A 23,220-nucleotide genomic window follows, 5' to 3' on the forward strand; every position below is an offset into this window, starting at 1 on the left:
GCGCACTGTGGTCAAGACGCGTATCGATAAGACGCTCCACCAACAAAGAAAGGGCAGGTCTTTCGACCTGCCCTGCGCGATAGCACCGATTGGGAGGATTGGGTGCGCCTCGCGGCGTTTGCTTACTTGGCAGCAGTTGCTTTCTTGGCAGCTGCGGTCACGTCGTTGGTGGCTTTTTTGACAGCCGCGGTTGTGTCTTCGGCTACGTCTTTGCCAGCCGCCATCAGCAGCTCAACGGTTTCGGACTGAACTTTTTTCGCGATCTCTGCGAAGGCCGCCATGTTTTCAGCTGCAACTTCAGCCGATGCGCTGGCGAAGTCGGTGGCCGCTTTGGCGTAGTCTGCAGGCTCTGCCTTGGCTTTCGACATCTCGGTCAGCTTGGCCAGGGTGTCCTTGGTCCATTTGCTCGAGATCTCAGCCGACTTTTCAGCCGCTTCCAGTGCAACACCCGACAGCTTTTCATTCAGCGTCGCGGTCGATTTGAAAGCACCTTCCAGAGCGGTGGTGTCAACGGGGAACGCGCCCATAACGTCTTTCAGGGTCGCGGTGAAGTCTTGCGTCTTTGCCATGTCTAAAATCCTTTTGCCGAACCGAGCCCACCCCGGTTTTCATCAGCTTGAGGACAATATGGATGCCGCAGCGCAGCATTGCAAGATTCTTCTTGCTGCGCTGCAGAAAAATTCTGCGAGACGTATTGAAATCAAATACTTGCCTTGACCCGCACATAGGTCCCCGGCGCCGAGGCCAGGGCAAGATGGGCCGAATCGCCGGTCGCACGCGCGGGCACCTGTTTACCCGACCGCTTCTTCAGCCAGGCCTCCCACCGGGGGCGGCTGAGCCTCGGCAAAATTCCGAACAGATTGACCCCAAAACTCAATCCGCTACGCCAAAAGGCGTACGGAGTTTTTCAAGTGACAAGACATCTTGGACCAAACCGCTCCGCTTAGTCGATCAATGGCAGGAGTTTGTCGAGGCTTGCCCTTGCGTCACCGTAGAACATGCGGGTGTTTTCTTTGAAGATCAGCGAGTTTTTGATGCCCGAGCACCCGGTGCCCTGGCCTCGTTTAGCTGACGCACCTTAGCAACAATGTCGGCCTGCTTCCACAGCGACGCAGCTGTCTTTACGACCTCAACCCCCGCTGCCTCATACGACGCATCCGAAAATCCAGCCGCAGCACCAGCACCCTTCTCAATCGGACATTCATAGCCCAACTTCTGAAGCTGCAACGCAGACTCGGGCGACATCCCAACACGGTTCTCACCGTCATAAGTCTCTCTCGGTGTACCTATCTTCATCGCCACGATCCTAGCTGCGTTTCTTGGGTGGGATGAGATCGGTGATCGTGCCCTCAAACATCTCGGCCGCGAAGTTCACTGTCTCGCTCAGCGTAGGGTGGGGGTGGATCGTGTGACCAAGATCGACCGCGTCCGCCCCCATTTCGATGGCCAGAGCAGTCTCGGAGATCAGATCACCGGCGTTGGTGCCGACGATGCAGGCACCCACGATGCGCTGATCCTGTGGATCGAACAGCAGCTTAGTGATGCCTTCGGATCGGCCATTGGACAGAGATTTGCCCGACGCGGCCCACGGGAACACGCCTTTTTCGACCTTGATCCCCTTGGCCTTGGCGTCGGTCTCAGTCAGGCCACACCAAGCCACTTCCGGGTCGGTATAGGCGACCGAAGGGATCAGTTTCGCGTCGAAGAACCTCTTGTGACCGGCGGCAACCTCGGCTGCAACCTTGCCTTCGTGCACGGCCTTGTGCGCCAGCATTGGCTGGCCGACCAAGTCACCGATGGCGAAGATATGCGGCACGCCGGTGCGCATTTGGTTGTCCACGGCGATAAACCCACGCTCATCCACCGCGACCCCGGCTTTTTCTGCGTCGACCAATTTGCCGTTGGGTTTGCGTCCCACGGCAACCAGAACTTTATCAAAGGTGTCGGTGAAGCTGTCGCTCTTGTCATCCTCGAACGTGACCTTGAGGCCCTTTTTCAACGGTTCAATCGCTGTGACCTTGGTCTTGAGGAAAATGTTTTCGTACCGGCCCTTGATGCGGGTCATCAGAGGTTTGACGATATCCTTGTCCGCACCAGGGATAATCTGATCCATCAACTCGACCACGGTGATGTCCGAGCCCAGCGCGTCATAAACGCAAGCCATCTCCAGACCGATGATACCGCCGCCCAGAACCAGCATCCGCTTTGGAACATCCGCCAGTTCCAGCGCACCTGTCGAGTCGATCACGCGGTCATCGTCATGCGGAATAAAGGGCAGCTCAACCGGTTCAGATCCCGCCGCAATGATGCATTGGTCAAAGGAAACCGTTGTCATTCCGTCATCGCCCATGACCTCGATCATGTTCGGGCCAGAGAAGCGACCGTAGCCGCGCACGATCTGAACCTTGCGACCCTTGGACAAACCGTCCAAACCGCCGGTCAGTTTGCCGACAACGCTGTCTTTGAAGGCGCGCAATTCGTCCAAGTCAATCTTAGGCTGGCCAAAGTTGACACCATGCGCGCCCATCTCTTCGGCCTCGGTGATGACCTTTGCCACATGCAGCAGAGCCTTCGAGGGGATACAGCCTACGTTCAGGCAGACACCGCCAAGCGTCGGATTACGTTCGATCATGACAACTTTCTTGCCCAGATCGGCAGCGCGGAAGGCTGCCGTGTAACCGCCGGGCCCAGACCCCAGCACGACTACCTCGGCATGCACATCGCCCTTTCCGGTTGCAGTGCCGGTGGCGGCCACAGCCTGAGGGGCGGCAGGTGCCTCGGCTGGGGCGGCCTCGGGCGTTGCGCCATCAGCGGCTTCCAGCGTCAAGATCAGCGAGCCTTCCGAGACATTGTCGCCTTCGGCAACGGCAATCGAGACGACCTTGCCATCGGCGGGGGACGGAACCTCCATTGTGGCCTTGTCGGATTCCAGTTCGATCAGCGGGTCTTCGGCGACAACGGTATCACCAACCGAGACAAGAATGCTGAGCACGGGCACATCGGAGAAATCGCCGATATCGGGTACTTTGACGTCCATCTGATCTCTCCTCACCACATCAACTTGCGCATGTCACCCAACAGCGTCTTGAGCGTGACGCAAAAGCGTGCAGCCAAGGCGCCATCAACGGCACGGTGGTCATAGCTGAGCGACAAGGGCTGCATCAGGCGCGGCACGAATTCTTCACCATTCCAGACCGGAGCCATCTTCGACCGGGTCAGGCCCAGAATGGCCACCTCGGGCGCGTTGACGATCGGAGTGAAATGGGTGCCACCGATACCGCCCAGCGACGAGATCGTGAACGTCGCGCCCTGCATGTCGTTCGATTTCAGCTCACCTGCACGCGCCTTGCCTGACAACTCCATCAGATCCTTGGAGATCTCGACAATGCCCTTACGATCCGCATCTTTGATGACCGGAACAACCAGGCCGTTCGGCGTGTCTGCAGCAAAGCCTATATTGTAGTAAGATTTGCGGATCAGCTTGTCGCCGTCGGGGTGGATCGACGAGTTGAACTCCCAATGCTGTTTCAGCGCATTGACCGAGGCCTTGACCACAAAGCTCAGCAATGTGACGCGATAGCCTTCTTCCTTGGCCATCGTGTCCATTTCCTTGCGGTATTTGTCCAGCTCGGTGATGTCGGCCTCATCATTATGGGTGACATGTGGAATGTTGAGCCATGACCGATGCAATGCGGGGCCAGACAGCTTTTTGATCCGAGGCATTTCCACGTCTTCGACCGGGCCGAACTTTGAGAAATCGACAGCCGGGATCGGCGGGATACCCATGCCACCCGATGCACCTGCAGCAGCCGGAGCAGTCGCAGTCGTGGATTTGAGGAACTTGGTGACGTCCTCGCGCAGGATACGACCCTTGCGGCCCGAGCCGTTGACCTTGGACAGGTCAATGTCCAGCTGACGGGCAAAGGCGCGCACCGATGGCGAGGCATGGGCCTTGCCGAACCCTTGGTCCATCACCGGCGCCGCCGGGGTGGCTGGTGCGGGGGCAGCCGCAGGTGCCGGTGCGACCGTGGGCGCGGCCTCGGCCGCGGCGGTAGGTGCCCCCTCGCCTTCCAGCAGCAGGATCAGCGCGCCTTCGGAAACGTTGTCGCCCTCGGACACTTTGATTTCCTTGACGACACCCGCGGCAGGGGACGGAACCTCCATCGTGGCCTTGTCGCTTTCCAATTCGATCAGGGGGTCCTCGGCTGCGACGGTATCACCGACCGAGACCAGGATGCCGATCACCGGGACATCCGCAAAATCCCCGATATCCGGGACTGTTACTTCGATTGCCATTTCTACGTCTCCTCGTGCCCCGTGGCCTTAAACCAACCGGGGGTTCGGCTTGTCGCCGTCGATTTCATATGTCTTGAGCGCCTTCTCGAGCTCGGCCTTGGTCACCGCACCTTCGCGATACAAATCGACCATTGCCGCCGCCGCGATATGATTGGCATCGACCTCGAAGAACCGGCGCAAGTTCACCCGGCTGTCCGAACGGCCATAGCCGTCCGTGCCCAGCACCGAATAGCGGCCCGGCACAAAGGCGCGGATCTGCTCGGCGTAGTTCTTCATGTAGTCAGTGGCTGCAATGATCGGACCTTTGGCCTTTGAAAGCTGTTCGGTCACGTAAGGCACGCGTTCCTCTGCCAGCGGGTCCAGACGGTTGGCGCGTGCCGCATCCTGTCCGTCACGGGCCAATTCGTTGAAGGAGGTGGCCGACCAGATATCAGACGTCACGCCGAAATCCTTCTTCAGCAATTCCGCCGCTTTCATCGCCTGCACCAGAATGGTGCCCGAGCCCATCAGGTTGACGTGCTTCTTGCCCGGCTTCTTGGTTTCCTGGAACCGGTACAGCCCCTTGATGATCCCGTCTTCCGCGCCCATCGGCATATCGGGGTGCGTATAGTTTTCGTTCATCAGGGTCAGGTAGAAATAGATATCTTCCTGATCGCCATACATGCGCTGCAGACCGTTCTGGATGATCACCGCGACCTCATAGCTGAAGGTCGGATCGTAGGTGATGCAGTTCGGGATAGTGCCCGCAAGAATGTGGCTGTGGCCATCCTCGTGTTGAAGACCTTCACCGTTCAGCGTCGTCCGACCGGCCGTACCGCCCAGCATGAAGCCCCGCGCACGACTATCACCAGCCGCCCAGGCCAGATCACCGATGCGCTGGAAGCCAAACATCGAATAGTAGATGAAGAACGGGATCATCGGGACGCCGTGATTGGAATACGCAGTCGCTGCCGCAATCCAATCGGCCATGGCGCCAGCCTCGTTGATGCCTTCCTGCAGGACCTGACCGTTGGTCGTTTCCTTGTAGAACATCATCTGATCAGCATCTTCAGGGGTATAGTTCTGACCCGAGGGGTTGTAGATCCCGACCGAGCGGAACAGCCCCTCCATCCCAAAGGTCCGGCTTTCGTCCGGCACGATCGGCACCACGTTCTTGCCCATTCCCTTGTCACGCAACAGCGTGGTCAGGATGCGGACAAAGGCCATCGTCGTCGAGATCTCGCGATCACCGGTGCCCTTTAGTTGAGCTTCGAACTTGGAAAGTTCGGGGATCTCCAACGCCGGAGCGCTGCTGTCGCGTTTGGGGAACTCACCGCCCAAAGCCTTGCGTCGATCGGCCAGGTAAGCCTTTTGTGCGTTGTTCAACGACACAAACGGCGCGTTGGGCAGGTCTTCGTCACTGACCGGGATCTGGAACCGATCACGGAACGCACGCAACTGATCTTCGGCCAGTTTCTTTTGCTGGTGGGTGGTGTTCTGCCCCTCACCGGCCGAGCCCATGCCGTAGCCTTTGACGGTTTTCACCAGCAGGCAGGTCGGCGTGCCCTCGTTCTCGGTCGCGCGCTTGAATGCGGTATAGACTTTTTCTGGGTCATGTCCGCCCCGGCGCAATGCCCAGATCTGATCGTCGGTCCAGTCTTCGACCAAAGCAGCGGTTTCCGGGTATTTCCCAAAGAAATGTTCGCGGATATAAGCGCCGTCTTTCGACTTGAACGTTTGGTAGTCGCCATCGACGGTTTCATCCATCAACTGACGCAACCGCCCGCTCGTATCTTTTTCCAGCAGTTGATCCCAGCCCTTACCCCAAAGCAGCTTGATCACGTTCCAGCCCGCACCGCGGAAGTCGCCCTCAAGTTCTTGCACGATCTTGCCGTTGCCGCGAACCGGACCGTCGAGACGCTGCAGGTTGCAGTTGATCACGAAGATCAGGTTATCCAGGCCTTCTCGCACGGCCAGGTCAATTGCACCCCGGCTTTCGGGTTCGTCCATCTCGCCGTCGCCCAGGAAGCACCACACTTTACGGTCGGCCATGTCGATATGACCCCGGTTGTGCATGTATTTCATGAACCGCGCCTGATAGATCGCCATCAGCGGGCCCAAGCCCATCGAGACAGTCGGGAACTGCCAGTAATCCGGCATCAACCACGGGTGCGGATAGCTGGACAGCCCGCCGCCATCGACCTCGGAGCGGAAGTTTTCCAGCTGCTCTTCAGTGATGCGCCCTTCCATGAAGGAACGGGCATAGATACCGGGGATCACGTGGCCCTGAAAGAACACCAGATCCCCGCCGTGGATCGCCGATTTCGATCGCCAGAAGTGGTTCAGGCCCACGTCATACATAACGGCAGATGATGCGAAGGAGGCAATGTGGCCGCCATACTCGCTGCTGACTTTGTTGCGCCGAACCACGGTTGCCATGGCGTTCCAGCGGTTGATCGTACGGATCCGCCACTCCATCTCAGGATCGCCGGGAAACGCGTACTGATCGTCAACGGGAATGGTGTTCTGATACGGCGTCGTTGCGGAAAACGGCAGCGTCGCCCCGGCAGCGCGGGCTTTTTGTACGGCCTTGTCCAACAGGAAATGCGCACGGTTCGCGCCATCGCGTTCAATCACGTCTTCGATGGCGTCCTGCCATTCCTGACTTTCTACCGGGTCGATATCGGGTTCGAGGTCTTTCATTGGACAGGTTCCTTTCTCAAACTGTGTCCCGAGGAGTGTCAGACGAAGAATTGTGCGCCGTTGACAGAAATCGTTGAGCCGTTGACAAACCCGGCGTCATCCGAGGCCAAGAAGGCCACACAGCGGGCGATTTCCTCGGGTTCGCCCAGCCGTCCCGCCGGGATTTGGCCGATAATGGCCTCGCGGACCTTTTCAGGCACGGCCATGACCATCTCAGTGGCGATATAACCGGGGCAGATAGCGTTTGCGGTAATGCCTGCGCGCGCGCCTTCCTGTGCCAGAGATTTGACGATTCCCAGATCACCTGCCTTGGTGGCGGCATAGTTGGCTTGCGCAAACTGGCCTTTCTGGCCGTTGATAGAACTGATGACAATGACACGGCCGAACTTACGCTCGCGCATACCGGGCCAGATTGGGTGGATCGTGTTGAACACTCCGGTCAGGTTGGTGTCTATGACATCTTTCCACTGCTGCGGCGTCATCTTGTGGAACGGCGCGTCGCGGGTAATCCCGGCGTTGGCGACCACAATATCGATCGATCCAATCTCGGCCTCGACCTGTGCGATCCCAGCGGCCGAGGCTTCGTAATCTGCGACATTCCATTTATAGGTTTTGATGCCGGTCTCGGCAGTGAAAGCAGCCGCCTTTTCGTCATTGCCAGCATAGGTCGCGGCAACAGTATATCCTTCAGCTTTCAACTTTCTGGAAATCGCTTCGCCGATACCCCGGCTACCACCGGTTACAAGTGCAGTACGTGTCATCTCTAACCCTCCAATTAGTCAGTGACTTTGACCTAACTTGCAGTGTTACGTAGCGTAATTTTTTACCACCGGATAGGCCTGAGCGGAATAGCAGCTATGCGTTTCAGGAAAGGTTTAACGTTAAACTACCTGAAATTTGACATTAAAAATACAGCCTTACCAAAGAGTTACTGGAGTGTTTACGCAACCATTCACAGTCAAAACGCAATGGACGGCACGAGACTCCGGTCACCGTCACCGGGGCTTGTCACCAGCATAATCCCGGAACTTCGACATTTTACCGATCCCGGGGTTAAAGGAATTAGTTGGATCGCAGCGCCTGTAATGCGCCGCCAGATCCGGCTTGGCCTTGTAGAGGTGGCCGACATTGTGCTCGGCCGGATATTCGGCCCCGCGCTCATCAAGTATCCGAAGCATCGCAGTCTTGATCGCCCTTGGATCGCATCCCTTTTTGATGATGTAATCCTGGTGCATCACGTGGCACATCAAGTGGCCGTAGTAGACTTTGCCAACCAACTGATCAGTGATCTCAGGCGGCAGCGTTTCGAACCAATCACGATCATTGCGACGCAGCGCGATATCCAGCGCCAGTATCTCTTCGACTTCGTCGGAATGGACATGGCCATACCGCACTGCGGCACCCGCAGCAGCAAATCGATGCAACCCGGCGATCTTGGCGTCACGCGGGGTGCAGGTGACAAATTCGGCGCTGCGGGAACCAAAGAATTCGGGAAGAAACACCGCCGCCTCTTCGATACCGCTGTCATGCATTTTCAAGATGAGGTGGTGTTCATACCTGTCACGATACTCATACAGGAACTTCGGCAGATGCTCGGGCCAAAGCTTTGCAACAACCTGCATGAACTTGTCGGTGAAACCCCGGGTCAACGAAAACTTGTTCAGACGCGAGTCCACCGCGCCCTTCATAGCAAAGAACATCGGCAGCCGGTCGGTCCCCAGCTTGTCGATCATTACCAGAGTGTCCTTACCGTATTTCGCTGCGATGTCGAAACACTCTCGATGAACGTATTCGGCTGAAACTGGCAGTGTTTTGAAATGCGTCAGGATGTGGCGACGTAGGTCGGTAAGGTCAGCAGGGTGGTTTGTACCGATGTAAAAGACCTGCTCACGCTCATAGGTCGGGAAAGTATCAAGCCGCACTGCGAATACCGCCAGTTTGCCCGCACAGCCGGACACTTCGTACAACAGCCGTTCGTCATTGTTGTAACGCGAGGGCGTGTCCGCATCGACATCGCGCAGGATCGCAGTGTAATCCGGGTCCGACGCATTGCGACCCTGAGGTGTCGGGGCATCCTTGTCGAAATCCCCGGCTTCAACACGGGTCAGGATTTCCTCTGGAGTGTCGCCCAAATCCAGCCCCAGATGGTTCACCAGTTTCAGCGTCCCATCCGCGGCGATCTGGGCGAAAAGGGCAAGCTCTGTATAACTGGGTCCGCGCTCGCACAAGGAACCGCCGGAATTGTTGCAAACCCCACCCACGATCGAGGCCCCAATGCTGGAGGACCCGATTACCGAATGCGGTGTTCGCCCCAGTGGCCTTAGCTGCTTCTCCAACTCAAACAGAGACGCGCCCGGCAGGCTTAGAACCTGCTGACCGTCTTGCAAAAGGTGCAGGGCTTTCATCCGACTGACATTAATCAGCACAACGTCACGGTCGTAACCGCCTTTGGGTGTAGACCCTTCGGTCAGGCCAGTATTGGACGCCTGCATGATGACGATCTTGTCGGCGGCGACGCAGGCCTGCAGAACGTGCCACAGTTCCAGCAAAGCACCGGGTCGAACGACGCAGAGTGCTTTGCCCTCACCCGATCTGAACCCGCGGCGGAACCGCTCGGTCGCGCGTTCGCCTTTTAGCACATTACGGGCGCCGACGATGGCGCGAAATTTGGTTATGAGGGCTTCGTTGATCATGCCGCGTTCCGATGTGCATCGCCAGGACTGGTCGCTGTGTCCCGGAAGCGCAGGTTAGTGCGCGACAGTTGGTCGAGCCGCGTTACGCCCATCAGCTTCATGTCGCGCTCGATCTCGGCCCGCATCAATCCCAACGCCCGTTCGACGCCCGGCTGACCAGCGGCAGCCAATGGATACAGATAGTGCCGCCCTACCCCGACCGCCTTGGCACCCAAAGACAACGCCTTGAGCACATGGGTTCCGCGCTGAATTCCGCTGTCCATCATCACGTCCAGCTTGTCGCCGACGGCATCAACAATCTCGGCCAACTGATCAAACGGCGTACGCGAGCCGTCCAACTGGCGACCACCGTGGTTCGACAGGATGATGCCGGTACACCCGATCTCAGCCGCACGGCGTGCGTCCTCGACTGTCATGATACCCTTGAGGCAGAACTGGCCATCCCACTCACGCACCATCTCGGCCACATCATCCCAGTCCATCGACGGGTCCAACATGTCAGTGAAGTAGCCACCGATCGAACTGGCGCCGCCGCCCATATCCACATGTTCGTCCAATTGCGGCAGGCGGAATCTTTCATGCGTGACATAGTTGATGCCCCACATCGGCTTGATCGCAAACTGGATCATGCCGCCCAAAGTCAGGCGAAACGGGATTGAAAAGCCTGTGCGCAGGTCCCGTTCGCGATTGCCGCCGGTGATGCTGTCGACGGTCAGCATCATGACCTCGACGCCAGCCTCTTTGGCGCGCTGCATCATGGCAGAGTTCAGGCCGCGATCCTTGTGAAAGTAGAACTGATAGACCTGCGGGTTCTTATGCTTCTGGCGCAATTCTTCCATGGACACGGTGCCCAGCGACGACACACCGAACATGGTGCCATATTTCTCGGCGGCCGCTGCCACAGCACGTTCCCCTTGATGGTGGAAAAGGCGCTGCAAAGCCGTCGGCGAGCAATAAATCGGCATATCCAGCTTTTGCCCCATCACGGTGACCGACATGTCCACGTCCGTCACCCCACGCAGGACCGATGGCAGCAGATCACACCGATCAAACGTCCGTGTGTTTTCGCGGTAAGTCACCTCATCATCCGCGCCGCCGTCAATATAGTTGAAGATCGGCCCCGGCAGGCGGCGCTTGGCCAATCTGCGGAAATCCTGAAAGTTATGACAGTCCGTCAGACGCATGACTCTTCCTCCTTAATAGGCGACGGATGGCAACCAGGTGGCAAGTGTGGGCCACAGGAAGACAAGAGCCAGTCCGGTCAATTGCAGCAGGACAAAGGGGATGATGCCCTTGTAGATATGCGTCAGTTTGATCTCGGGCGGGCAGACGCCCTTGAGATAGAACAAGGCAAAACCAACGGGTGGGGTTAGGAAGCTGGTCTGCAGCGTAACTGCCACCAGGATCACGAACCACACAAGCGCCGGTTCATCCAGTACTCCAAATCCGGGAATATCGATGCCCAGACCGTTCACGATGGGGCGCATCAGCGGCAGCACAATCAGCGTGATTTCGATCCAGTCCAGAACAAAACCCAGCAGGAATACGATGAACAGGATGAAGAGGATCGTTCCATTGGCCCCAAAGCCAGTGGACTGCACCACGTGTTCGATCAACTCATCTCCGCCCAGTTCTCGTAGGACATACGAAAACACGGTCGCGCCCAGGAAGATCGCGAAGATGTAGGCGGTCGTGTTGAAGGTCGACACCAGCACATTCCACAGTTTGGCGAATGTCAGCTTGCGATAGCCCAGCGCAAGCAGTGTTGCACCCAACGCACCAATGCCCGAAGCCTCGGTTGGCGTCGTCAGCCCGGCAAAGATCGAACCCAGTACTGCAAGGATCAACAACAGGGTTGGGATGACGGCAAACAGCACGTCCTTGACGGCGGCCCAATCGGGGGCTTTTGCACCCTCGGGCACTGGTGCCGCATCGCGTTTCACCAAAGCGAGGATAAAGATGTAAGTCAGGTAGAGGCCACCAATGATGACACCTGGAAAGACCGCGGCCATGAACAGATCGCCTACCGACAATGCCATCTGGTCAGCCATGATCACCAGCATGATCGACGGAGGGATCAGGATGCCCAGCGTGCCTGAGGCTGAAACCACACCTGCGGCCAACGTTGGTTGGTACTTCTGTTGCATCATTGACGGCAGCGACAGCACACCCAGCAGAACCACGGACGCACCGATGATGCCGGTCGAAGCCGCCAGAATGATCCCGATCAGCGTGACCGTGATCGCCAGACCGCCACGCACGGTGCCAAACAGGCGCTGCATCGACGACATCAGACGTTCGGCTACCCCGCTTTCGTCCAGCATCAGCCCCATAAAGATGAACATCGGCAGCGCAACCAGAACCGCGTTGGACATGGTCGCGTAGACCCGGTTCACCACAGCGCCCAAGGTCAGATAGTCGAGTCCCGTAAAGGTGCTTTCCAACCCTGTCCACAGCATCAGATCGTTGTCGAACAGATAGGCCAGCCCACAATAGGCAACGCCGACACCGGCCAGAACCCAAGCCACCGGGTATCCTGTAAAAAGCAGCGCAATGAATGTCAGGAACATTGCGATGACCAGTTTTTCCTCAGTCGTTTCAACCAGGAAGGTCAGGCCAATACAGACCGCGGCAAATACGGCCAGCACCAGAAGGATTCGGCGCAGGGGTGCGCCCTCGCGCTCCGAGGCGGGCCCGTACATCAGCGCATGCCCGTCATGGATCAATCGCGCCAGCGCGGCCAAGCCCAGCAGAACAAAACTGATCGGAATGACCGCCTTAAAGGCCCAGCGCGCAGGCAGACCTGTGGGGCTGTCCGAGCGCTCGCTGACGCGGAAGCTCTCGTAGAAGTAATCATATCCTTGATCGATCATCAGATAGATGAACGGGGTCAGCAGAGTCAGAATGCCGATCACTTCGATCACACGCTGCGCGCGACGGGACAGTTGCATGTGCAGAACGTCAACGCGCACGTGGCTGTCTGTGATCAAGGCATAGGATATGCCGATCATCGTGACGATGCCGTAAAAGTGCCACTGGATCTCGTCCAGTTTGGGATAGTTCTGGCTGAACAGATAGCGCAGCGAAACCTGACTGAAGATCGCGGCCATCAACAGGACATTGGCCCACATCACCACATGCCCGACGGTTTTCACGCCTGTATCAATAGCAACGGCGATTTTTTGGCGGTCAGTTTCGGGGTGCTCCAGGATGCCTTCATAGGCTTCGACCGGATCATTGAGGTTCTTTTGCGTGGCCATGGGTAATCCTCGCTCAGTTGACCGGCGCTAGCGCGGTCAAGGGAATGCAGGTTTGAAATCCTGATAATGTCCGAGGCAGAGTTGCCCCTGCCCCGGACGCGTCAGCAAGTCGGGTTACTGACGGGGGAGGAACGCGTTGGTTTTCCACAGGGCATAGCCGTCGCGGAACTCGTTCATGTCGGACAGAACCTTGGCAAAGAAGGCATCGTTGGCGGCCTCTTCGGCAGCAACCTCATCCCAGGTGGCACGGAATGTATCCAGCATCTCGGGCGACCACTGCTTGATGGTGACGCCGTTGTTTTCAACGTTGTCGATCAGGGCCGCGTGCTGGATGGCCTCACCTTCGGCAAAACTGTCGGCCATCGATGCCTTACAAGCGTTTTCGATGATCGCCTTGTGCTGCTCGCTGGTCTCGTTCCAGACGTCCTTGTTGATCATCAGCTCGAACACGGTCGCCTGTTGGTGCCAACCGGGGAAATAGTTGAACTTAACCAGTTTGTGAAAGCCCAGACGCGCGTCGATGGCAGGCATCGAAAACTCGGTTGCGTCGATGGCGCCTTTTTCAAGCGCGGGGAAAATCTCACCGCCCGGCAGCAACGAGGTTGCCACGCCCAGTTTCTGCATGACTTTTCCACCCAGACCGAAGAAGCGCATCTTGAGGCCACTCAGATCTTCAGGGGTGTTGATCTCGGTCGCGAACCAGCCCGACGTTTCAGGGGCAATGACCGCGCAGGGGATTACATGAACGTTGTATCCCGCCTGATCATACATCTCTTGGTACAGCGACATTCCGTTGCCGTAATACAGCCACGCCATGTATTCGCCCGCCTCAGGGCCAAACGGAACCGCCGAGAACAGCGGCGCAGCCGGGATTTTACCCGCCCAGTAACCAGCGGTGGTGTAGCCCGAGTTAATCTTGCCAGTCGATACGGCATCCAGAATTTCGAACGGCGGGACCAATTTGCCCGGCTCGTAAACCTTCATCTTCAGCGTACCGCCAGACATCAGGTCAAGCTGCTCGGCAACACGAGGGATCGGGGAACCCAACCCTGGAAGCTCGGTCGAGAAAGCAATCGGGGTTTTCAGCAGCAGTTTGTCAGCAGCAACCGCAGGTGCCGCCATCAGGCTGGCAGCCACGGCAAGGCTCGTCAGGGTCTTTTTCATGAAATCTCCTCCAGGGTCGGTCGGACTTGGCGTCCGATGAATTTGTGACGCGAGATCTTCCTGCGCCCACACTGGTAAATAAAGTTGACCAAACATTTCAGTCAACAACTTTATTTACCAATGGTTCGCTTGCTATTTGCCTAGAGATGACCCAGATCGCCTAAACCTAAGAGGATCGCCGACGACGATGATTGGGCGAACACTTCGGACTTTTTTGTTTACTGGCAATCAGTTGAACTCTAAATTTTCCGAGAGGTTTCCCCACAAAATCAGGCATTGAAAAACACACACTCAAAGGTTACTTTTATTTACCAAAGGGGTTCTGAATCTTCTTCAGAAGGGTAAACCACGATGAACACGACAGCGATTTTCGAACCAATCGGGCACGAATCACTCTCGGATGCAGTGGTGGCTCAGATTGAAGACCTGATTGCTTCGGGCATTCTCAAGCAGGGTCGCAAACTGCCATCGGAACGCGATCTGGCGGAAACCCTTCGCGTCTCCCGCCCCAAACTGCGTGAGGCGCTGGCGGTTCTTGAAGAACGAGGCTTGGTGACGACACAGCATGGTGAAGGCACTTTCGTAGCTGCGTTGACAGGCAGCGCCATGCTCCCTGCCTTGTTGGCGCTTTACGAACGCCATGAGCCCGCTTTTTTTGACTATCTCGAATACAGGCGCGAACAGGAAGGCTTTGCCGCTAAGCTCGCCGCGCGGCGGGCGACCAAAGCGGATAAAGAACGGATCACGAATATCTTGGCCGAGGATGAACGCGCCTGGCACGAGAAGGATGCATTGGCCTCGCGTGAGGCTGATTTTGCGCTGCACGCCGCAATTGTGGACGCCAGCCAAAACGCGACACTCATCCACATGATGGCGTCTATCTACGAGCTCACACGGCAAGGCGTGTTCTACAATCGTGATTTTCTGAAGACCATCGACGGCACGGGCAAGCTGCTGATGGAGCAGCATCGCGAACTTGGAATGGCGGTCATCTCAGGCAATGAAGCACGCGCGGAAAAGGCTGCTTATGACCACATCGACTTTGTTGAAGAGTCCTTCAAGCTTGGCATTGAAAGACGCCGCCGTGAGGCAATGGCCGAAAAGCGCCGCCTTCTGTCTGATTCAAAACTCTGATCGGGCAGCGCAGTTCGTTCTTACTTTCCAACGATCTCAATCATGTAATCACGACGGGCTGCGGCAGGTGGTGGCTGAAATGGCGCTGCCGCGCGTACCTGCGCAAGTGCCACCTGATCCAGTCGTTTCGACCCCGAACTGCGCTTAACGGTGACACTTACAAGCGCCCCATTGTCGCCAATCCGAAAACTCACCAACACTGCACCACGAATATTGACGTTTTTACGTCGGGCACGAGTTATCTTGCGCATTACGTGCCCTCTGTAATTGCTGACCTCAGCGTTACCCTGCCCGGCCGCTATGGAACTTGTCTTTTTGGCCGTCGCAGCGCCTTTGCTGGTTTTTCCCGATGCATTGCCTTTTCTGGCGCTCTTTTCAGAATTTCCTGCCTGCGACGCAACCTGATCGACCTTTTGTTTGGTCGGGTCCACCGGTTTCACGGCTGGGGTTTTCGCGACGGCTTCGGTCTCAGACGGCGCTGCTTCTTGCGCTTCGGCAGATGCTTGTCGATGGGTCACCGCGACCGCGGCTTTGGTGTTGGCGACAGTATGCTTGATCGCCCCGGGAACTGACGCCCGGGCCTGAGAGGTTGGGCTGACCGCAGTTTGTTGCTGTGTCGGTGCGACGGTCGGTTGATGTGCAGTAGCGGGTGTCGAGGCGGTGGCCCCCGTCACATAGTCCTTGAATGCATCCCCCAGCGCAGCAACCTCGCCCGACCCGCCACCTTCGACAAGCACCGGTTCACCTGCGGAAAAGTCATGCAGGGCAAGAACATGGGTGGCTGCGGCCAGCGCCAAAGCCGCAACAGCTACGCCACGAGATCTGGGTATCATTGCAAACCCCTTTCTGTGACCACGTACACCCTTTTTGCACCCAGCACGCGCAAGTTATCACTGACCTCTTTCAGCCGAACAGCAGGCAAAGCCCGGTCCGGCACAACGCGAACATCATCCAGCGGCAGGTTGATCGACGCGCGTTCCACATACGCCTCAACTCCAGTCAGTTCGGCGCCCCGGTATTCCAGTGAACCATCGCTACGAATGACCAAAGCATCGGGTGGCTCGCGACCGTCCAGATCACTGGTTTCCACCAGCTTCACCGATTTGCTCAGCGGCGGTGCAAGCGTGCCTGCGATCATGAAAAAGATGAGCATCAGAAAGACGACATTGATCAGTGCGATCGTTGGTTCTCGACCCTGTTTTGCCTTGCGTTTGAGTTGAATCATCCGATCACCTGTGCGCGCAAATGGTCGATGCCTTTTAGCACCGAAAGCAAATCAATCAGCTGTTGCGAAGTCGCGTTCTGTCCAAGACTGATCAACGCGGTCTGAGGCTTATCGGTCGCCATCACCGTGGCCATGTCTTCGAACGCGGCAAGCGTGCCGTCAACCAAAATACGGTCGGCCTCAAGTTTGACAAAGCGGATCACCTGATCAGTTTCCGCACCTCCGGCAGCGGCGGTGGCAAATTCGATTTCGCCATACTTGGAGAACGTCGACGTCAGCATGAAGAACAGCAACAGCAAAAAGATGACGTCAATCAAGGATGTCATCGACAAGCGCCTGCGCCGTCTTCTGCGGACGTTAAGTGCCATGGGCGAAAACCTGTTGCGGGGTTTGATCAGCCACCGGCGCGTCCTCAGCATAGCCCGGTGCAAACACGGTTCTCAAAGCGCGGTTGGCAAAGGTACGCTCTCGGTTCATGCGTGCCTCGAACCACGTCAGGACCATCGAAGTCGGCATAGCGACCGCAAGGCCGGCAGCGGTCGTCAACAGGGCCACCCAAATACCACCGGCAAGCAGCGATGGATCAACAGAATTGCCCGCGCCCTGAAGGGTTTGGAACGCCTCGATCATGCCCAATACGGTCCCGAAAAGCCCCAGAAGCGGTGCAAGTTGGGCGACCATATCCAAGACGTTGAACCCTTGCTCAAGTTGGGCAAACCGCGCTTCGGCCTCGGCGTCGGTACGCTCGGACAGGGTGCGATCCTCACCAGACAAGGCCATCGCGATTACCGGGGCAAGGTAGCTGCGACTTTTACCCAGATGCGCCCTGGTTTCATCAAGGTCCTGACGATCCCAGGCCTGAATGGCGCGCGAAAGCTCAATATGACGGCCGACCCCTGCGGCGCGGAACTGCCACAGTTTGTACAAAACCAATGAGAGTGTTGCGATTGAAGTCGCGATCAGGATGGCGACAACCGGCCCGCCCAATTCCAAAATTTCCATTACTTTTCTTATAACTGCGTCCATAACCTCACCCAATCACTTCCGTTTCAAGGCGACTTGTGAGCGTAAGCCCGGACATGCAGGCATCGGCCATGTCAGATTGTGTCACGCATTCCTGCACACCGTTGATCAGTATTCGGCTGATCTGATCGCAAGCCATGTCGTTGAACTGGAATTGCCGCACACGGGGCTTGCCCGCAGGCAATTCGGCAAAATCAAGTAGTGTCAGAAGGGCCACCTGACCTTCTGCGCCGAAAAGAACGGTCTCATAAACCGCGCCATCGATATCGATGTCATAGGCGTTTTCAGCGACAAAGCTCAGCAAACAGCTTTCGCCCTTTGTCTCGGCACTGCTGAGTTCGATTGATACGCCGTTGGTTTTTTGCGTTTCCTCTGCACTGGCAATCCCTGCCCCCAAAACTGGGAGCAGGGTCAGCAGGACCACCCGAGCATTTCTTTTGATTGTTGTCTGCATGACTGGTCCTTTCGTGTGGATCAGAAGGTTTTGGCCAGGGTCAGCTTGAAGTTCCGGCCTGGTGAGTTGCGGGTCGAAAGGTTCGGCAGATAGTTCTTGTCAAAGATGTTCTCGACGCCTGCGCGAACTTCGAAACCCTGAAACGCGCCTTCCTGCGGCAGATAGGTCGCGCGCAGGGTGTTCACGCCGTAGCCAGCAACCGGATCTCCGCTTGAGTCGGTGCCGGATTTGGCGCCGAACAGCTCCCAGCTGACGTCCAGAGTTTCGCCAAAGCGTTTGCCGACTGTTACCCGCGCTGAGTCTGTCGGCTCGTTCCGCCATGGTGAGTCCACGCCAAGCGAGCTGGTTTCAGTCCCTTTGACGATGTTTGCGTTGAAGTCGACATAGTATCCAGCCGCGCTGGCATAAGATGCCTCGATTTCAACGCCCTTGGTTTCAACTTCCTGCAGCGGGCGGGAAGGACTGCCCGATACATAAGACGTGATGTCCCAAAGATCTGTCTTATAGAAATTGACCTTGGCACGAACCACATCGCCCGCAGCAAAAACATCGCCACGGCTATACGAGAAGCCCGCTTCCCATGTGCGCGACTTTTCAGGCTGCGTCATGTATGCTGGTGTGCCAAGATCGTCGATGATTGGTAGGTTTTCCGTGTATGCACCGCTGCCGAACACGGCAAAGCCGCTGGCAAATTCGTACCTTGCAGACAAACCGCCCATCAGCGCGTTGTTGTCATAGCTTTCATTGCGCGGAGCCGGTGCATCACCGTTGCCTTTGATGTCCTGCGTCTCGTACCGGATCGCCGGAGTGATGGTCAGCTGATCGCCGATCTGAATATCGTCCACGGCAAACAGTGCGACACGACGATCGGTACCACCGGGGGCCGAGGGCGCGTCCAGACGCTCGCGATTGATGAATTCGATCCCGGCGCGCAGGTCGTGCGAGGCGACGCCGGTTTGGAAGTACGACGTATTCTTGATCGTCAGCTTCGTGGTTTCATAGTTGTGCGTCGCGTCAGCCAGCCCACGAATACTTGGGAAGAATGGCGTTCCTTCCAGGCTTGAGGACCCGGGCACGTAAGAGCTGTCAATCTCCTGCTCCGAGTAGCTGAGGTTCACGTCCAGATCGATCAGGTCATTGCCAGCCGGGCGGTACTGATACCGCAGAATGCCGATTTTCGTTTCGATATCGCGGTCTACGTTGCCAAATGAATCCGATGTCGTGCCGAACGAGTCATACGGAACGTCGCGTTCTTCCGACGTCGACTGATTATAGGACGCGGTGATCGAGTGTTCGAGGTCGTCACCAAAGCTGTATTTACCCTTTGCCAGAAGCGACGGCAGCGTGAAGGCACTGTTACCGATCGAATCGCCATTGCCGTCCTTCTGATCGTCCTGATCACGATAGGTGTAGTTGAACAGGAATTCGGTCTGGCGGTTTGGCTGCCAGGCCAGGATGGATGACGAGGCAAAGCCGTTCCCGTTGGAATACCCTTCCAGCGTTTGGCGGAACCGGAAGCCCGGCTCACCACCGGTGAAATCTGACGCGTCTTTGGTTTCCAACTGAACCACGCCGCCTACGACACCCGAACCGTATTCGAACGACCCCACAGTGCCGCGAATGACTGAGACGCTTTTATATAGCTGCGGATCAGTGAACAACTGATTGCCGATCCGATACAACTCCTCCGCGCCGGTTGTAGCCCCATCGACAAGGATCAGCACTTTCTGGTCGGTCCCAAAGGTGCCGTTGGCACCGAACCCACGGATATTGATCCCCGACCCTTGCGGTGTCGAGCCATTGACCAGCGTCACACCGGGCACCGTGTCAATCAGTTCTGCGACGGTGTTGGCCTGACGGTCGTTGATCTCTTCCTGATCGATATTGGTGACCGGCACGGCGGTATCCGTTTGGATTTCCCGTTTGCTTTCACCCAGTTCCAGCGTGCCCAGGAAGCCTTCATCCTGTTCCTGCGCCGAAACACCAGCCGCTACCATGCTCAGGCACGACACCGTACCAAGCAACCCCATCTTTTGAATACGCGAACGCATTTCTGTCCCTTCGAAATTTTAAGAGGACCGGAAATGCTTGCTCCGCGCTGGCTTGGTCAGTCTTTTATGATTTTTGGAATCGCCTTTTTTGGCGACTTGTGCTCGTTAATAAAGTTGACTAAAACAGTCAACATAAATTCCTGGTCGTTCTTACGACCGCCGCCAGCAGTACACCGCGTTCAACGGTGGCCGTGCCAGCCCGACACCCATGACAATCGAAGATGGAAAAACCCATGACGGAACAGGTGCTTCTGGCCCCGGATCAAATTCGTGCGGCCTATGTTGAAAACACCGGAAAACGTGACCGCGACTTAGCGGAATCACTTGGAATAACCGAAGGTCAACTCGTTGCGGCGTTTGCGGGTATCGACGTAATGCGGCTTTCGGCAAGCCTTGATGACATCTTCCCGATGCTCAACGGGCTGGGTGAGGTCATGGTGCTGACGCGCAACCTCTCTTGCGTCATTGAAAAGGTCGGGCAATACGACAACTACCACTCCGGTGCGCATGCTTCGATGGTTCTGACCGAAGAGATTGACCTGCGCATGTTCCCCGGCCATTGGGTCCACGCCTTTGCCATCGAACGTGAAACGGACAAAGGGACAAAGCGATCCCTTCAAGTTTTTGATGCCGCTGGGGATGCGGTGCACAAGATCTTTCTGCGTGATGGCTCTGACCTGAACCACTGGGACGAACTTGTCAGGAAATTGCAGGCAGATGACCAATCCCAGACGCTGAGTGTCGAGCCGCGAAAGCCAACCGAGGCCGCCAAGGTGAACACCGACAAGGTCGAACTTCTGCGAACGGAATGGGCCAAGATGACGGATACACACCAGTTCCTGCGCCTAACCTCAAAGCTGAAGATGAACCGATTGGGCGCCTACCGCGTCGCTGGTGAACCGCTGGTTCGCGCGCTTGAACCGGCAACGGTTTCCCAGATGTTCGAACAGGTCCGGGACCAAGGGCTTGAGATCATGGTCTTCGTCGGCAACCGGGGGTGCATCGAAATTCACGGTGGGTCGGTTGAGACGCTTAAACAGATGGGTCCGTGGTTCAACGTGCTTGATCCGCGCTTCAATTTGCACCTGCGCTCGGATCATATTGCCGAGGTTTGGGCCGTGACCAAACCAACCCAACGCGGTCCCGCCGTTTCAGTTGAGGCGTTCGATGCCGAAGGTGGTCTTATTCTGCAGATATTTGGCCGCCGTTCAGGCGAAAACGATCACCGCCCGGCCTGGGACCAACTGGTAGCAGGCCTGCAATCCAAAAAAGAAACCGAGGTGGCGTGATGAGCCCGCTTTGCAGGTTTTCATCGGTCGTCGCGGTAGCCGGCGCGCTGATCGGAACAGCGGCTATCGCAGCAGATGAGCCAGAACCCAACCGCATCATCGCCATCGGCAGTTCCGTGACAGAGATCGTCTATGCCCTGGGTCAGCAGGACCGCCTTGTTGGGCGGGACCGGACCTCGACCTACCCGGTTGATGTGCTGGACCTGCCCGATGTCGGCTATATTCGTGCGCTGTCACCCGAAGGGGTCTTGTCGGTGAAACCCGATCTGATCGTGGCACTGGAAGGGTCCGGACCACCGGAGGCTGTCGAGGTTCTCAGAGAGGCCGGTGTGCCCTTCGTCTCGATCAGTGAAGACTATTCACGCGACGGCGTGGTGGAAAAAATCCGGGCTGTCGGGGCCGCCCTGGGTGTCGAAGATGCCGCCGAAGAACTTGCCAATCAGACCGGTGCCAAGATTGACGGGGCCCATTCGAATGCAGTTGATGCTTCGGTGGGCGGCACACCCCGGGTTCTGTTTGTCCTGTCAGCTCAGGATAATCGCATCATGGTTGGCGGCGCGGACACACAGGCAGACAGTATCATTCGTCTGGCTGGCGGCGTGAACGCGGCTGGCAACGTATCGGGTTTCAAACCCATGACACCCGAAGCGATTGCCACAACCGCGCCGGACGTGATTCTGATGATGGATCGACAAGGCAACCACATCACCGCCAATGAAGACCTGTTTGCCATGCCAGCCATCAAGCTGACGCCCGCTGGACAGAAAAAACGTCTGATCCGCATGCAGGGTGCCTATCTGCTGGGCTTTGGCCCCCGAACGGCCGAGGCGATTGCTGATCTGTCGGCGGAATTGCAGAGAATAAACGGCTCATGACCCTTGCAATGGATCACGATGGGCTCAGCGTGGCTGCTCACGACCGCCGAGTGACGGCGCGCCGGGTCACTCTGGCCCTTATGGCGCTGTTGGTTTTCACCAGCATCTGCAGCATCTCGGTCGGCGCGTCGGACGCATCCGTTCGTGCAGCATTCGCAGACCTGATTGCAGGGCGGGACATTTCGGACCTCGACCGGATCGTCCTGTGGGATATCCGCCTGCCCCGGCTGGCGATGGGAGTTCTTGTCGGCGCCGCTTTGGCGGTTTCCGGCGTGGTGATGCAGGGCCTTTTTCGCAACCCTTTGGCTGACCCCGGAATTGTGGGCGTCAGCGCAGGTGCCGGTCTGGGCGCGATTTCCGCGATCATCCTCGGTGCGTACCTGCCCGCCTCCATTCTGGCCTGGGTCGGTAATAGCTTGGTCGCCGTGGCGGCATTTCTGGGCGGGTGGACGTCCGTCTTGCTGCTCTATCGCGTTTCAACACGAGGCGGGCAGACATCGGTTGCAACCATGCTGTTGGCAGGGATCGCGTTGGGTGCGCTGTCGGGCGCTGTGTCCGGGGTTCTGGTCTACATGGCCGATGACCAACAGCTGCGCGATCTGACATTCTGGGGCATGGGCTCGCTGGCCGGCGCAACATGGACCAAAGCAGCCACGGCCGCTCCGATCATCTTGATTTCCGTGTTCACGGCCCAGTTCCTTGCCCGTGCGCTGAACGGCATGGCGATGGGCGAAGCCGTGGCGCACCACATGGGAATCCCGGTTCAGCGCAGCAAGAACATCGCCATTCTGGCCGTGGCCGGCGCGACCGGAGCCGCCGTTGCCGTATCCGGCGGCATTGGTTTCATCGGTATCGTTGTGCCGCATCTGCTGCGGTTGGCGACCGGACCGGACCACCACCGCCTGTTGATGAACTCGGCCCTGTTAGGGGCTAGCTTACTGCTGTGTGCCGACATGATCAGTCGCCTGATCGTGGCACCGGCCGAACTGCCGATTGGCATCGTAACTGCAATCTTAGGCGCACCGGTCTTCCTGTGGATTCTGCTGCGGCGTCACGGAACAATGGGAATGTAAG

At 57.4% G+C, this 23,220-nt stretch carries 19 protein-coding genes and 1 pseudogene; 4 read left to right on the forward strand and 16 right to left on the reverse strand.

Annotated features, from left to right (window positions below):
- Positions 1-122: 122 nt before the first annotated feature.
- The 10 genes and pseudogenes from AC2FID_RS12335 to AC2FID_RS12380 all read right to left on the reverse strand — a co-directional run bounded on the left by AC2FID_RS12335 (position 123) and on the right by AC2FID_RS12380 (position 14,095).
- Positions 123-569, reverse strand: coding sequence for a phasin family protein (locus AC2FID_RS12335; RefSeq protein ID WP_058275892.1), 447 nt, complete (start codon positions 567-569; stop codon positions 123-125).
- A 457-nt stretch (positions 570-1,026) separates the two neighbouring features.
- Positions 1,027-1,296 (reverse strand): annotated as a pseudogene (locus tag AC2FID_RS12340) (Re/Si-specific NAD(P)(+) transhydrogenase subunit alpha); the annotation flags it as partial.
- Between the two features lie 10 nt (positions 1,297-1,306).
- Positions 1,307-3,037, reverse strand: coding sequence for a dihydrolipoyl dehydrogenase (lpdA, locus tag AC2FID_RS12345; RefSeq protein WP_496837049.1), 1,731 nt, complete (start codon positions 3,035-3,037; stop codon positions 1,307-1,309).
- Between the two features lie 11 nt (positions 3,038-3,048).
- Positions 3,049-4,296: a dihydrolipoyllysine-residue acetyltransferase gene (gene aceF, locus AC2FID_RS12350; RefSeq protein WP_282169292.1), complete on the reverse strand. Its 1,248-nt coding sequence runs from the start codon at positions 4,294-4,296 to the stop codon at positions 3,049-3,051.
- Between the two features lie 27 nt (positions 4,297-4,323).
- A complete protein-coding gene (gene aceE, locus AC2FID_RS12355) occupies positions 4,324-6,978 on the reverse strand; it encodes a pyruvate dehydrogenase (acetyl-transferring), homodimeric type (RefSeq protein ID WP_496837051.1) in 2,655 nt (884 codons plus the stop codon).
- Positions 6,979-7,016: 38 nt separating this feature from the next.
- Positions 7,017-7,739, reverse strand: coding sequence for an acetoacetyl-CoA reductase (gene phbB / locus AC2FID_RS12360; RefSeq protein ID WP_472724058.1), 723 nt, complete (start codon positions 7,737-7,739; stop codon positions 7,017-7,019).
- A gap of 234 nt (positions 7,740-7,973) precedes the next feature.
- Positions 7,974-9,671 (reverse strand): D-lactate dehydrogenase, encoded by a 1,698-nt coding sequence (gene dld, locus AC2FID_RS12365; protein ID WP_496837053.1) that lies wholly within the window; start codon positions 9,669-9,671, stop codon positions 7,974-7,976.
- Positions 9,668-10,855, reverse strand: coding sequence for an alpha-hydroxy acid oxidase (locus tag AC2FID_RS12370; RefSeq protein ID WP_496837055.1), 1,188 nt, complete (start codon positions 10,853-10,855; stop codon positions 9,668-9,670). Before AC2FID_RS12370 ends, dld begins: the two co-directional genes overlap by 4 nt.
- Positions 10,856-10,867: 12 nt before the next feature.
- A complete protein-coding gene (locus tag AC2FID_RS12375) occupies positions 10,868-12,931 on the reverse strand; it encodes a TRAP transporter large permease subunit (protein WP_472724061.1) in 2,064 nt (687 codons plus the stop codon).
- Between the two features lie 114 nt (positions 12,932-13,045).
- Positions 13,046-14,095 (reverse strand): TRAP transporter substrate-binding protein, encoded by a 1,050-nt coding sequence (locus AC2FID_RS12380; protein WP_496837057.1) that lies wholly within the window; start codon positions 14,093-14,095, stop codon positions 13,046-13,048.
- Positions 14,096-14,446: 351 nt separating this feature from the next.
- Between AC2FID_RS12380 and AC2FID_RS12385 the strand changes: the two genes are divergently transcribed.
- Positions 14,447-15,229: a FadR/GntR family transcriptional regulator gene (locus AC2FID_RS12385; protein ID WP_282169286.1), complete on the forward strand. Its 783-nt coding sequence runs from the start codon at positions 14,447-14,449 to the stop codon at positions 15,227-15,229.
- 20 nt (positions 15,230-15,249) lie between these two features.
- On the opposite strand, the gene AC2FID_RS12390 is transcribed toward AC2FID_RS12385, so the two are convergent.
- Genes AC2FID_RS12390 through AC2FID_RS12415 form a run of 6 tightly spaced genes read right to left on the reverse strand, consistent with a single transcriptional unit; the run spans position 15,250 to position 19,982 of the window.
- Positions 15,250-16,062, reverse strand: a complete 813-nt coding sequence (locus tag AC2FID_RS12390) for a TonB family protein (protein WP_496837058.1) — start codon at positions 16,060-16,062, stop codon at positions 15,250-15,252.
- Entirely contained in the window at positions 16,059-16,454 is a 396-nt protein-coding gene (locus AC2FID_RS12395) for an ExbD/TolR family protein (protein WP_496837060.1), read from the reverse strand. The genes AC2FID_RS12390 and AC2FID_RS12395 overlap by 4 nt, the downstream gene beginning before the upstream one ends.
- Positions 16,451-16,822, reverse strand: a complete 372-nt coding sequence (locus AC2FID_RS12400) for a biopolymer transporter ExbD (RefSeq protein ID WP_496837062.1) — start codon at positions 16,820-16,822, stop codon at positions 16,451-16,453. The genes AC2FID_RS12395 and AC2FID_RS12400 overlap by 4 nt, the downstream gene beginning before the upstream one ends.
- On the reverse strand, positions 16,812-17,456 hold the full coding sequence (locus tag AC2FID_RS12405; protein WP_496837064.1) for a MotA/TolQ/ExbB proton channel family protein: 645 nt from the start codon (positions 17,454-17,456) through the stop codon (positions 16,812-16,814). The genes AC2FID_RS12400 and AC2FID_RS12405 overlap by 11 nt, the downstream gene beginning before the upstream one ends.
- A 28-nt stretch (positions 17,457-17,484) precedes the next feature.
- On the reverse strand, positions 17,485-17,931 hold the full coding sequence (locus tag AC2FID_RS12410; protein WP_496837066.1) for a hypothetical protein: 447 nt from the start codon (positions 17,929-17,931) through the stop codon (positions 17,485-17,487).
- Between the two features lie 20 nt (positions 17,932-17,951).
- The gene (locus AC2FID_RS12415; RefSeq protein ID WP_496837067.1) at positions 17,952-19,982 is read right to left on the reverse strand and encodes a TonB-dependent receptor domain-containing protein; all 2,031 of its coding nucleotides are present in this window, start codon (positions 19,980-19,982) and stop codon (positions 17,952-17,954) included.
- A gap of 233 nt (positions 19,983-20,215) precedes the next feature.
- On the opposite strand from AC2FID_RS12415, the gene AC2FID_RS12420 reads away from it, so the two are divergent.
- Genes AC2FID_RS12420 through AC2FID_RS12430 form a run of 3 tightly spaced genes read left to right on the forward strand, consistent with a single transcriptional unit; the run spans position 20,216 to position 23,219 of the window.
- Positions 20,216-21,271 (forward strand): hemin-degrading factor, encoded by a 1,056-nt coding sequence (locus AC2FID_RS12420; RefSeq protein WP_496837068.1) that lies wholly within the window; start codon positions 20,216-20,218, stop codon positions 21,269-21,271.
- Positions 21,271-22,146 (forward strand): heme/hemin ABC transporter substrate-binding protein, encoded by an 876-nt coding sequence (locus AC2FID_RS12425; RefSeq protein ID WP_496837069.1) that lies wholly within the window; start codon positions 21,271-21,273, stop codon positions 22,144-22,146. The genes AC2FID_RS12420 and AC2FID_RS12425 overlap by 1 nt, the downstream gene beginning before the upstream one ends.
- Complete coding sequence (locus tag AC2FID_RS12430) at positions 22,143-23,219, forward strand: FecCD family ABC transporter permease (protein WP_496754556.1); 1,077 nt, start codon at positions 22,143-22,145, stop codon at positions 23,217-23,219. Before AC2FID_RS12425 ends, AC2FID_RS12430 begins: the two co-directional genes overlap by 4 nt.
- Position 23,220 lies beyond the last annotated feature (1 nt).

The organism is Ruegeria sp. CDSC068, assembly GCF_059610545.1.

Coding starts and splice junctions, on each gene's coding strand:
- AC2FID_RS12335 (WP_058275892.1), bottom strand. CDS start 569: ATGGCAAAGACGCAAGACTTCACCGCGACCCTGAAAGACGTTATGGGC.
- lpdA (WP_496837049.1), bottom strand. CDS start 3,037: ATGGACGTCAAAGTACCCGATATCGGCGATTTCTCCGATGTGCCCGTG.
- aceF (WP_282169292.1), bottom strand. CDS start 4,296: ATGGCAATCGAAGTAACAGTCCCGGATATCGGGGATTTTGCGGATGTC.
- aceE (WP_496837051.1), bottom strand. CDS start 6,978: ATGAAAGACCTCGAACCCGATATCGACCCGGTAGAAAGTCAGGAATGG.
- phbB (WP_472724058.1), bottom strand. CDS start 7,739: ATGACACGTACTGCACTTGTAACCGGTGGTAGCCGGGGTATCGGCGAA.
- dld (WP_496837053.1), bottom strand. CDS start 9,671: ATGATCAACGAAGCCCTCATAACCAAATTTCGCGCCATCGTCGGCGCC.
- AC2FID_RS12370 (WP_496837055.1), bottom strand. CDS start 10,855: ATGCGTCTGACGGACTGTCATAACTTTCAGGATTTCCGCAGATTGGCC.
- AC2FID_RS12375 (WP_472724061.1), bottom strand. CDS start 12,931: ATGGCCACGCAAAAGAACCTCAATGATCCGGTCGAAGCCTATGAAGGC.
- AC2FID_RS12380 (WP_496837057.1), bottom strand. CDS start 14,095: ATGAAAAAGACCCTGACGAGCCTTGCCGTGGCTGCCAGCCTGATGGCG.
- AC2FID_RS12385 (WP_282169286.1), top strand. CDS start 14,447: ATGAACACGACAGCGATTTTCGAACCAATCGGGCACGAATCACTCTCG.
- AC2FID_RS12390 (WP_496837058.1), bottom strand. CDS start 16,062: ATGATACCCAGATCTCGTGGCGTAGCTGTTGCGGCTTTGGCGCTGGCC.
- AC2FID_RS12395 (WP_496837060.1), bottom strand. CDS start 16,454: ATGATTCAACTCAAACGCAAGGCAAAACAGGGTCGAGAACCAACGATC.
- AC2FID_RS12400 (WP_496837062.1), bottom strand. CDS start 16,822: ATGGCACTTAACGTCCGCAGAAGACGGCGCAGGCGCTTGTCGATGACA.
- AC2FID_RS12405 (WP_496837064.1), bottom strand. CDS start 17,456: ATGGAAATTTTGGAATTGGGCGGGCCGGTTGTCGCCATCCTGATCGCG.
- AC2FID_RS12410 (WP_496837066.1), bottom strand. CDS start 17,931: ATGCAGACAACAATCAAAAGAAATGCTCGGGTGGTCCTGCTGACCCTG.
- AC2FID_RS12415 (WP_496837067.1), bottom strand. CDS start 19,982: ATGCGTTCGCGTATTCAAAAGATGGGGTTGCTTGGTACGGTGTCGTGC.
- AC2FID_RS12420 (WP_496837068.1), top strand. CDS start 20,216: ATGACGGAACAGGTGCTTCTGGCCCCGGATCAAATTCGTGCGGCCTAT.
- AC2FID_RS12425 (WP_496837069.1), top strand. CDS start 21,271: ATGAGCCCGCTTTGCAGGTTTTCATCGGTCGTCGCGGTAGCCGGCGCG.
- AC2FID_RS12430 (WP_496754556.1), top strand. CDS start 22,143: ATGACCCTTGCAATGGATCACGATGGGCTCAGCGTGGCTGCTCACGAC.